This window comes from Sandaracinus amylolyticus, from assembly GCF_000737325.1.
Taxonomy (GTDB): Bacteria; Myxococcota_A; Polyangia; order Polyangiales; family Sandaracinaceae; genus Sandaracinus; species Sandaracinus amylolyticus.
This window is the reverse complement of the sequence record NZ_CP011125.1, coordinates 9,170,644-9,180,526: the sequence shown is the minus strand read 5'-3', so window position 1 is coordinate 9,180,526 and position 9,883 is coordinate 9,170,644. Positions and strand designations below refer to the sequence as shown.

General features: G+C 72.9%; 14 protein-coding genes. 11 read left to right on the top strand and 3 right to left on the bottom strand.

Features of this window, described 5'->3' with window-relative positions:
- Positions 1-207: 207 nt before the first annotated feature.
- The 4 genes from DB32_RS38790 (at position 208) to DB32_RS38775 (ending at position 2,440) form a co-directional block, all read left to right on the top strand.
- Entirely contained in the window at positions 208-963 is a 756-nt protein-coding gene (locus DB32_RS38790; protein WP_157070053.1) for a trypsin-like serine protease, read from the top strand.
- A gap of 110 nt (positions 964-1,073) precedes the next feature.
- Positions 1,074-1,277 carry a hypothetical protein gene (locus DB32_RS38785; RefSeq protein WP_157070050.1) on the top strand — a complete coding sequence of 68 codons (204 nt, stop codon included), beginning with the start codon at positions 1,074-1,076 and terminating at the stop codon, positions 1,275-1,277.
- Positions 1,278-1,322: 45 nt separating this feature from the next.
- Positions 1,323-2,165, top strand: a complete 843-nt coding sequence (locus DB32_RS38780) for a glutathione S-transferase N-terminal domain-containing protein (RefSeq protein ID WP_053237696.1) — start codon at positions 1,323-1,325, stop codon at positions 2,163-2,165.
- Positions 2,162-2,440, top strand: a complete 279-nt coding sequence (locus DB32_RS38775; protein WP_053237695.1) for a hypothetical protein — start codon at positions 2,162-2,164, stop codon at positions 2,438-2,440. The genes DB32_RS38780 and DB32_RS38775 overlap by 4 nt, the downstream gene beginning before the upstream one ends.
- Positions 2,441-2,516: 76 nt before the next feature.
- On the opposite strand, the gene DB32_RS48825 is transcribed toward DB32_RS38775, so the two are convergent.
- The gene (locus DB32_RS48825) at positions 2,517-3,047 is read right to left on the bottom strand and encodes a pyridoxamine 5'-phosphate oxidase family protein (protein ID WP_053237694.1); all 531 of its coding nucleotides are present in this window, start codon (positions 3,045-3,047) and stop codon (positions 2,517-2,519) included.
- Between the two features lie 144 nt (positions 3,048-3,191).
- Between DB32_RS48825 and DB32_RS48820 the strand changes: the two genes are divergently transcribed.
- Positions 3,192-3,680 (top strand): hypothetical protein, encoded by a 489-nt coding sequence (locus tag DB32_RS48820; protein WP_053237693.1) that lies wholly within the window; start codon positions 3,192-3,194, stop codon positions 3,678-3,680.
- A gap of 108 nt (positions 3,681-3,788) precedes the next feature.
- On the opposite strand, the gene DB32_RS38760 is transcribed toward DB32_RS48820, so the two are convergent.
- The gene (locus DB32_RS38760; RefSeq protein WP_169791695.1) at positions 3,789-4,721 is read right to left on the bottom strand and encodes an alpha/beta fold hydrolase; all 933 of its coding nucleotides are present in this window, start codon (positions 4,719-4,721) and stop codon (positions 3,789-3,791) included.
- A 157-nt stretch (positions 4,722-4,878) separates the two neighbouring features.
- On the opposite strand from DB32_RS38760, the gene DB32_RS38755 reads away from it, so the two are divergent.
- From DB32_RS38755 to DB32_RS38740, 4 genes are all read left to right on the top strand, one after another.
- On the top strand, positions 4,879-5,238 hold the full coding sequence (locus DB32_RS38755; RefSeq protein WP_075097733.1) for a hypothetical protein: 360 nt from the start codon (positions 4,879-4,881) through the stop codon (positions 5,236-5,238).
- Between the two features lie 67 nt (positions 5,239-5,305).
- The gene (locus DB32_RS38750) at positions 5,306-6,547 is read left to right on the top strand and encodes an AI-2E family transporter (RefSeq protein ID WP_053237691.1); all 1,242 of its coding nucleotides are present in this window, start codon (positions 5,306-5,308) and stop codon (positions 6,545-6,547) included.
- Positions 6,544-7,470, top strand: a complete 927-nt coding sequence (locus DB32_RS38745; protein ID WP_157070039.1) for a hypothetical protein — start codon at positions 6,544-6,546, stop codon at positions 7,468-7,470. The genes DB32_RS38750 and DB32_RS38745 overlap by 4 nt, the downstream gene beginning before the upstream one ends.
- On the top strand, positions 7,467-7,706 hold the full coding sequence (locus DB32_RS38740; protein ID WP_053237689.1) for a hypothetical protein: 240 nt from the start codon (positions 7,467-7,469) through the stop codon (positions 7,704-7,706). Before DB32_RS38745 ends, DB32_RS38740 begins: the two co-directional genes overlap by 4 nt.
- Here DB32_RS38740 and DB32_RS38735 read toward each other — a convergent pair whose 3' ends face one another.
- Positions 7,707-7,928, bottom strand: coding sequence for a hypothetical protein (locus tag DB32_RS38735; RefSeq protein WP_157070037.1), 222 nt, complete (start codon positions 7,926-7,928; stop codon positions 7,707-7,709). It lies immediately after the preceding gene.
- A 235-nt stretch (positions 7,929-8,163) separates the two neighbouring features.
- Here DB32_RS38735 and DB32_RS38730 point away from each other — a divergent pair, with 235 nt between their 5' ends.
- Positions 8,164-8,526, top strand: a complete 363-nt coding sequence (locus DB32_RS38730) for a hypothetical protein (protein ID WP_053237687.1) — start codon at positions 8,164-8,166, stop codon at positions 8,524-8,526.
- A gap of 151 nt (positions 8,527-8,677) precedes the next feature.
- The gene (locus DB32_RS38725) at positions 8,678-9,775 is read left to right on the top strand and encodes a serine/threonine-protein kinase (protein WP_157070035.1); all 1,098 of its coding nucleotides are present in this window, start codon (positions 8,678-8,680) and stop codon (positions 9,773-9,775) included.
- The last annotated feature ends 108 nt before the right edge of the window (positions 9,776-9,883 follow it).

The window sequence follows — 9,883 nt, the reverse complement described above, 5'->3', positions numbered from 1 at the left end:
GCTCAGCAACCCACGATCCAGCTCGCCGCATCGCGCCGCGTCTCGCGCATCGAGCGATCGCGACGAGGCACGACGCGCCGCCGACCTGCACGCATGAGGCAGCCGACCTCGTGACGACGCGCAGCGATCGCGCGAGTGTCGCGCCGCGTGCTCGCGATTCGCACATCGATGGTCGCGTGGCACGTGGGCTGCTGAGCGCCGAAGCCCATGAACGCGAGTCGGAAGTCGGAGGTGGGGAGCATCGCCGCGATCGCGCTGGTGACGTGCGGCGGATGCGCGACGGAGGACGCGCCGATCGCCGAGGTCGCCGAGGCGGCGCCGATCGTCGCGCACGCGGCCGGTGGTTGGATCGAGCACGCGCGCTCGCCGCTCGTCCCCTACTGCCATGGCGTGCTCGTCGCGCCGGACGTGGTCGTCACCGCGTCGAACTGCGCGGACGAGGGCTGGTACGAGCTCTCGTTCGGCGTCGGCGACGCGGGGGATCCATCGATCCCGGTCGCCGCCGCGATGTGGCACCCGATGGCGGGTGAAGATCCGCGGCACGCGCTGGTCGCGCTCGTGCTCGAGCGTCCGGTGGAAGGCGTCACGCCCGCGTCGCTCGAGGCGCTGCAGGCGATGCCGTGCGACGTCGAGCTGCCGACGTACATGGTGACGGCGCGCGGCACCGAGGGCGATCGGAAGATCTGGACCGCGTGCGGGCTCGAGCCCGAGAGCGAGTCCGACGTGCCCACGCTCGTCGCGATGGAGGGCTATCCGAACTGCCACGGCGACAGCGGCGCGGGCGCGTTCGTGCGGGGCGCGCGAGATCGCGTGATCGGATGGGTCACGACCGCAGGACGGCTCGGCCCGGTGCACCCGGAGCACGAGGTCTGCGTGACGAGCGTGGGGCTCGCGACCGTCGCCGCGAACGTCGACTTCCTCGAGCTCGCGAGAGAGCGCTCGCGCGTCGCCGCGCCGTTCTGAGCGGACCGATGCGCGACGATCGTCCGAGCCGTCCCGAGATCGAAATCGATCCCGGCTCGCGCCGCGAGGCCCCAGAGGTACCCGAGGGCCCTGGGGCCGAGGAGATCGAGATGCCGGACGATCCGAAGAAGAAGCGGCACGAGCCCGAGATCGACGACAGCGTGGAGCGACCGAGCCCCGACTCGGGGCGTGACGACGAGCCGCGCACCCACGTGCGGGGCGAGGACGACGTGGAGCACGGTCCCTCGATCGACGTGGGCGGGCCCGAGGGCATCGAGCGCGGCGTGGGCATCGAGAGCGAAGAGGGCCGCTGAGCCGCCCGACGTGGGATGGCGTAGGGCGTGCTGCGAGGAAAGGGTATGGAGCTCTTCGGTAGCACCGCGCTCGACGCGCTGGTCGAGTGGACGCGCGCGCGCACGAACGACGAACGTCTGCGCCTCGCCGAGGCGACGTTGCCCACGCTCGCGAGGCTGGGCGCGGGCGCGCGGACGATCCGCGATCGTGGCCCGCGGCCCGCCGAGACGTTGATCCTCTACCAGCGCGAGGGATGCCCGTTCTCGAGACGCGTGCGCGAGGCGCTCGCGATGCTCGACCTCGACGCGCGCATCAAGCCGGTGCCGCGCGGCTCGGTGCGTCACGCGCGCGAGCTGATCGCGCTCACCGGCGACATCGAGATCCCGGTGCTGGTCGATCCCGCGATGGGCGTGGTGCTCGCGAGCACCGACGCGATCCTCGCGCACCTCTTCCAGCACTACGGGCGAGGGCACGTGCCGCTGCGGCTGCGCGATCACGTGACGTCGAAGCTCGCGACGAAGCTGCGCCAGGGGCGCGGACAGGATGGACGCCCCTCGATCGCGCCGAGCCGCGCGCTCGAGCTCACCGGCTACGAGGCGTCTCCGGCGTCGCGCCTGGTGCGCGAGACGCTCGACGAGCTCGAGCTGCCGTACCTCTCGCGCCCGCTCGCGCCGCACAGCCCGCGACGCCGCGCGTACTTCGCGGAGGAGGGCACGATGGAGCTGCCGCGCCTCGAGGATCCCGCCGCGGGGATCACGCTCTACGGCGCCTCCGCGATCTGCAGCTACCTCGAGCGCACGTACGCGTTCGGTCCGGATCGCGGGCTCGACGCGGGCGTGCCCGACGAGCGCACCGTGCCGATGACCGCGCGCGCTCGCCGCGCGCCGCAGATCGAGGAGCGCCGATGAGGATCGTCACCGCGGTGGTCGTGCTCCTCGCGCTCGGGTGCCAGGACCGCGGCGTCCAGCGCCAGCCGCCCGTCGATGGGCGCTGGGAGCCTTCGTACGCGACCGATCAGCCCGCGAGCGCGCCGGGTGATCGCCGCGATCCGGCGCGCACGAACCAGCTCGGGTCGCTCGATCCGATGCTCTCGGGCGGCGAGCCCTCGCCGTTCGCGTCGCCCGAGCAGGAGCGCACCGCGATGGCCGAGCGACGCGCGCTGGAGATCGCGCCGGCGAAGTGAGTCGATTCGGCGCGCGCGCCGCGCGGGCTCGGAGCCGCGCGGCGCGCGTCATCGCGTCGGAATCGCGTCGGATCGATCAGCTCGCGCCGCGACCGTTCGGCTGCTGCGTGCTCACGCGGCCGTGGACGCGCTCGTCGCGCGGGGTCTCGTCGGCATCGCGCCCGGCGATCGCGTCCTTCGCGCGCCGGAGCATCGTGCGCAGCTTCATCACGCCGCTCTGATCCCAGTACTCGCCGACCTCGATGTCGACGCGGATCAGCGCGAGGCGTCCTTCCTCGGGTCCCTTCGGGAACCAGAGCGAGAAGCTCGGCTTCCACACTTCGTGGATGCGCATCGGATCGTCGACGATCGCGGCGCGACCCGACCACTGCACGTACGAGCCGTCGCCCTGCATCGTGACGAGCGCGCGCGCGTCGCGCTGGATCTCCGAGATCGAGGCGTGGTCCTTCGCGGCGAGGAACCAGATCGCGCCGTCCTCCTCGTCGAGCTCGGCGATCGTCATCGGGCGCGCATGAAGGTGCTTGTCCTCGGCGATCGTCGTGAGCATCGCGAAGCGGAAGTCGCGCGCGACGTCGAGCAGCCGCGCGATCTCTGCGTTCTTCTCCATCGGCGGTTCTCCTGTGGCTGAGACGCGTCCTCGCTTCGCAACCCGCGTTCCACGGCGAGGATGAGGCGAGAGGCCGCGCGCGTGCTCGGTCGCTCGGCGTGGCATCGCGGCTGCACCCAGAGAGCGCGGAGGTTCCATCGAGCCATGTCCCGCCGACGACGCGATCAGGACCGCACGATCGACAGCGACCCGGCGACGCAGCCGGGGCTGAGCGTGCCCAAGACGTTCGAGCCGACGACCGATCCCACCGCGCTCCACGAGGAGCAGGACGTCGATCGCATGCTCGACCGCGAGGCGCGCTCCGAGGACGACGCCGACGTGCATCGACACGAGCGCCCGCCGATCGACTCGCCGACCGATCCCCAGGCCGTCGAAGAGCTCGCGGGCGAGGCGATCCTGCTCGCTACGCAGGGCGGTGGGTCGCGGCGCATCGAGGGCGACGACTCGCTCGAGGAGCAGATCGATCGCGACGCGATGGAAGCGGGCATCGTGCCCCAGCTGGTCGGGCAGGCGACGCTCGACTCCGCTGCGGGCACCGACGAGGAGCAGCCCGACGTCGACGAGGACGCCGACACGCTGCCGCGCGCGCGCCCGGGCAGGACGTCGGTGCGCGGTCGCCGCACGAGCCCGTGATCATCACGAAGAGGAGCTCGTGCGCATGCGCGAGCTCCTCGGTCGGATCGGACGCGAAAGGAGCTCGTGCGCGCTCGACGCACGAGCTCCTTCGTCGTTCGCGTCGCGTCACTCCGCGGCCATCGCGAGACCGTCGAGCCACTGCGCGCGCTGCGTCCCGTCGTCGCCGCAGTCGACGAGCCGACAGCACGGGCGCTCCGCGTCGCCGAGGAACGCCGAGAGATCCGCGAGCACGCGCTCCGGGCAGTCGAGGTGCGGGAAGTGGCCGCAGCGCTCGTACGCGTGCACCGACGCGTGCAGGAGCTTCTCGGCGGCGCGCCGCGCGTGCGCGAAGGGCAGCACCGGATCGAGCATGCCCCACAGCACCGCGATCGGCGGGAGCGTCGTCTTCGCGTCGACGACCTCCCAGAACGTCGCGCGCTGTCCGTTCACGTCGAGGCTCGCGTCGAGGATGCGCTGCAGCGCCTCGGCGGTGCCCGGCATCGCCGCGAGCACCGCGTAGCGCGCGAGCTCTTCGGGCTCCGGGCGCGCGAACCGCGCGGGGCCGAGCGGCGACACCGCGAGCCGCGTCGCGATGCGACGCGCGAGGATCGATCCGAGCAGCGCGCGCGCGACCGGGAGCGCGCTGAAGCGCAGCCACGGCGTGACCTCGCGGCCGAGCCCGCCGGGCGCGATCAGCGCGAGGCGCTCCACGCGCGCCGCGTGATCGCGCAGCATCGCGAGCGCGACGCCGCCGCCGAACGAGTGGCCGCAGATCGCCGCGTGCGGCGCGCCCGCGGCCTCCATCCACGCGGCGATCGTCGATGCGAACCACGGCGCGTCGTACGGCGCGTCGGCGGGGCGCCCCGAGTACCCGTGGCCCGGTAGATCGGGCATCAGCACGCGATGCGTGCGCGCGAGCGCGGGCGCGATCCGCCGGAACGTGCGGTGCGAGTCCGCGAGCCCGTGCAGCAGCACGAGCGGGGGGCCTTCGCCGAGCTCGCCCCACGCCACGTCGCAGTCGTTCACCCTCACGACCCGCGCGTGACCCAGCATCTCCATGCGATGAGCCACGAGCACCGGTCGTGCCGAGCTGGATGGCGAAGAATTGCCGCGCGAACGCTCGAAATCCGGCGCATCGTGCCCCGCCCGCGCGGCGGAGTGTCCCAAGCGCGGCCCTCGGCCTCGTCCGGTACGGCGGCTGCTCTTCTTCGCCGCGATGGACGCCGGCACTCGAGCCATCGGCATCGCGAGCGCGATGACGCTCGTCGCGACCCTCTGTTGGCAGCTGCGCGCGCAGTGGAAGAAGGGGAGCAGCGAGGGCGTCTCGCGCTTCCTCTTCATCGGACAGCTCGGCGCCTCGACCGGCTTCGCGATCTACAGCGCGCTGATCGAGGACGCGGTGTTCGTCGCCACCAACGTCGCGACGGGCTGCGCCGCGGTCGCGGGCTTGGCGATCACGATCGTGTTGCGACGTCGAGCGCGGCGCGCGCGATCGTGGCGAGCCGGCGAGGCGAGCACGCACGGCGCGGCCGGCAGCCACGGAGCGGGACGCGCCGCGTCCGTGGGATCCACGTGATCGCGTTGCGCACGACGATTGCACAACGAGGCTGCACGCGGCGCGAGAGCGCGCGAGGAGGTGGGGGATGTCGACGCGCACGACGGTGAGGTTGCCGGCCACCGTCGTCGCACGCACCGCTGCCACGCTCGACGACGATCCGCGCTTCGACGCATTCGATCGCGCGCCCGTGCTCGGAGCGCCCGATCTCGATCGCGCATCGGTGGACGCGCTCGCGCCGCTCCGCGCGAGCGTCTCGAGCCCGAGCAGCTCCTACCCCGGCGTCCCGATCGCGCCGCCGACGACCTCGTCGGGCGCACCGACGCCGCGCCACGTCATCGCGCTGCGGGTCGGGCTCGCGCTGCTCTTCGTCGCGACCTGCGTCGTGCTCTGGCCGTTCTGGCCGTGGCTCACGCTCGCGGCGTGGTTCGCCGCGCTCGCGCGCCCGATCGTCGAGCGCCTCGCGCGCGTCACCCACGGGCGGCGCGCCGCGGCCGCGGTGGTCACGATGCTGCTGCTCGTGCTCTCGCTCGGGCCGCTGCTCGGGCTCGCGGTGTCGCTCTCCGCCGATGCCGCGGACCTCGTGCACGAGGTCACGCGGACGCGCTCGGGGCGCCAGGCGGTGATCGCGATCGTCTCGCCCGACGGCGCGATCCCGCGCCCCGACCTCGACGTGCCGACGGTGGTGCACGTCTTCCGCAGCCAGGGCGAGCGCGCGTGGACGATGGCGAGCAGCGTCGCCGGCGCGACCGCCGATCTCGTGCTCGGCCTGTTCGTGTTCTTCACCGCTGCGTTCTTCTGTCTCGTCGACGGGCCGCGCGCGTTCGAGTGGGTCGAGCGTCACACGCCGATCGCGCACCGCCACGCGCTGCGCTTCGCCGGCGCGTTCGTCGAGACGGGGCGCGGGCTCTTCGTCGGCGTCGGGCTCACCGGGCTCGTTCAGGCGGTGATCGCGACCGCCGCGTACTGGGCGCTCGGCGTACCGCGCCCGTTCGTGCTCGGCGTGCTCACGTTCGTCGCGTCGTTCATCCCGACCGTCGGCACCGCGCTCGTGTGGGTGCCGGTCGCGCTCGGCCTCGCGTTCACCGGTCGCGAGTCGGAGGCCGCGCTGCTCGCGGGCGTCGGCATCCTCGTCGTCGGCACCGTCGACAACCTGCTGCGCCCCGTGCTCGCGCGCTGGGGGCGGCTGCACATGCACACCTTCGTGGTGCTGGTCTCGATGCTCGGCGGGCTCGCCGTCGCGGGCGGGTGGGGCCTGATGCTCGGCCCGCTCGTCGTGCGCCTGACGCTCGAGGCGCTCCGGATCGCGAAGGAGGAGGAGATCGTTTGAGCTCCAACGTTCGGCGCACCCTCGGGGTGCTCGCCGCGGTCGCGCTCTTCGTGCTCGCGCTCGTCGCGGCGGCGCGTCTGCACCTCTCGCTTCCCGTGGGCCGTCGCGCCGCGGCCGACGCGCTCCAGGCGGTGATCTCGAACGAGATCCCGGGCTCGATGCGCATCGGGGAGATCGACGAGCTGCGCACCGACTACGTGCGCGCGCGCGACGTCGTGTTCACGACCCCCGAGGGCGAAGAGGCGCTGCGCTTCCGCCGCATCGAGCTCGACCCCGACGTGCGCCGCTTCGTGCGCGAGGGTGCGATCGCGGTGCGCCGCGCGCGCATCGAGGGCGCGATGCTCTACATGATCGAGCGCGAAGGCGAGGACGGTCTCGGCCTCGAGCGCGCGTTCGACGACGACGACGACCGGGGCAGCGAAGGCGAAGATCAGGGCCGCGGCATCACGCTCGACCTCGCGAACGTCGCGTTCCAGGACCTCGACAGCGAGTGGCGCGTCGGGGACGCGCCCGAGTTCCACCTCGACGACGCCTCGGGTCTCGCGCGCTTCTACACCGACGACCAGGGCCGCATCGCGATGCGCTTCGATCGCATCCGCGCCGAGGCGCGCACCGAGGGGCTCCCGATGAACGTGCGGGCCGACATCGAGCGCGCGTCGGGGCGCATCCGCACCGGATGGCGCCAGCTCGGCCTCTTCGAGATGCGCATCGCCGTGCTCGGCTCCGACATCGACCTCGATCTGCACCTCGTCGACGGAGAGGGCGGCGTCCGCCCGCGCCTGCAGACCGACGCCGAGCCGGGCTCGCTCGGCATGTTCGCGATGTTCGGCGTCGAGCTCGTCACGACGATCGCCGGCGCGCCCGACGCGGTGCAGCTCGACGACGAGGACGCGGGGCCCGACGACGACGAGGAGTCGAAGTGACCGCGTCGATCGCGCTCTACGTCGCGCTCACGCTCGTGCTCGCGTCGTGGGCGCTGGTGCACGCGCTCGCCACGGCCGCGGCATGGACGCGCGCCGCGAGCCCGCGCGAGCGCGCCTTCGCGTGCTTCCCGCCGACGGCTCCGGTCGCCGCGGCGCGCGCAGGGCGTCGCGCGCTCGCGCTCGCGTGGGGCGTGCTCGCCGCGCTCTACTTCGTGCTGCTCGCGATCGCGCTGTGATCAGCGCCGCGGCGGCGCCGCGGGCCGCTCGGGCGTCGTGGCTCCGTCGCCCTCGAGCGCGCTGAGATCGCCCGGCGCGCGCTCGTAGACCCACTGCGCCGACATCGCGACCGCGCGCTCGATCGCCTCTTCCTCGCTGCTGCCGTCGCGCACGAGCGCGTTGACCATCTCGATCGCCTTCGTGCGCGCGGGCTCGGGAAGTCGCGCGATGCGCGGGGACATTCGCTGGTGCGTGGTCGCCATCTCTCGTCGTCTCCTTCGTCCCCGATCGAGAGCAACACGCGGGCCCGTCGTGGGCGAGGCGCGACGCGGACCGGCTCGCTCGGGGCGCACCGCCACGCGCTCGGTGCGCGAGCAGCCCCGAATGCAAGCCATCGCGAATGGCACGTCGCCTGCTCGGAAGCGGTGCACACGGCGAGGGCTCGAGCGAGCTCGAAACCGACGGAGGAGCGGGCAGATGCATCAGGGGACGGCAAGGGCGGGAGCGAGCACGCAGACCACGAGCGAGCGCGCGCGGCACGTGCACACGCCGCATCCGCTCGAGGGCGCGGGCGGGTCGGTCGCGCGTGCGGTGATCGGCAGCGTCCTGCTCGTCTCCGGCGTTCGTCGCCGCGGCATCGTCGGCGCGCTGCTCGCGACGGCGGGCGGCGTCGTGCTGCGTCGCGCGGCAGAGGAGCTCTACACGCACGTGCGCGACGAGCTCTTCGCCCCGCGCCCCGATCTCGAGCGCCGCTACGGCGAGGACTTCGATCGCGACGTCGTCGAAGAGGCGTCGTGGGAGTCGTTCCCCGCGAGCGATCCGCCGGGGTTCACGCACTGATCGCCGCCGTTCGTCGTCGTCGTCTCTTCGGGAGAGTTGGGAGGGCAGAACCGTGACCGCGTCCGCGCAGAGGACGAACGACCGAGACTTCGCGCTCGTCCAGAGCGAGCTGGCTCGCGTCGCACGCCGAGACGATCCGTGGATCGGACGAGTGCTCGGCGATCGCTACCGCATCGTCCGGCATCTCGCCGACGGCGGGATGGGGAAGGTCTACGTCGGCGAGCAGATCCGGCTCGGCATGTCGGTCGCGGTGAAGATCCTCGACCGCGCCGGCTACGAGGATCCGATGCTCGCCGGGCGCTTCGAGCGCGAGGCCATCGCGACCGCGGCGCTGCGCTGCCCGCACATCGTGCAGGTGTTCGACTGGGGGATCCTGCCCGAGGGTGGCTGCTACCTCGTGATGGAGCTCCTGCCCGGCGCCGACCTCGCGACGCTGATGATGCAGGACGGGCTCTTCGGCGTGGAGCGCACGCTCCACGTGCTTCGTCAGCTCGCGATCGCGATCGATCACGCGCACTCGCACGGCATCGTGCACCGCGATCTCAAGCCCGAGAACGTGATGGTCGATCTCGAGGCGGGCGACTTCGTGACCGTGCTCGACTTCGGCGTCGCGCGCGATCTCCGCCAGAGCTCGACCTTCAGCGACTACGGCGAGGTCGTCGGCACGCCCGAGTACATGTCGCCGGAGCAGGCGATGGGCCTCGAGGATCTCGTCGGGCCCGCCTGCGACCGCTGGGCGCTCGCGGTGATCGCGATGGAGATGCTCACCGGGGATCTCCCGTATCCGAGCGCGCCCGCGACGACGACGCTCCGCTACATCGCGGAGAGCGTGCCGCGGCGTCCGAGCGAGCTCGGCTTCTCGGTGCCCGGGCTCGACGCGGTCTTCGATCGCGCGATGGCGCGCAAGCCGCGCGACCGTCACGGCAGCGCGCGCGAGCTCGTGGACGATCTCGAGCGCGTGCTGCTCGCCTGGGTGCGCGCGAACGAGTCGCACGACGCCGACGAGAACGCGACGTCGGGCGTGCGCCCGAGGCTGCACGCCGCCGAGATCGCGGCGACCACGCCCGAGGCGCGCGTGCTCGCCGCCGGCAGCTACGCGATGAGCGCCGCGGCGATCGCGGACATGCCGTGCGACGAGGTCTCGACCGCGCGCATGACCAGCGCGATCGTGCTCGCAGGGCTCACGCTCGTCGGCTCGGCGTTCGCCGCCGGATGGATGGCGTGCATGGCCCTCGCGGGCGGCGGCTGAGGTCGGGGAGGCGCGCTCGCGCGACGCTGAACGCGCGACGGGGACGTTCTCGCGACGAGGCGCGGGCAAGTCGCCACGCAGTGCGACGCATCGCCCCGCTCGCCAGGG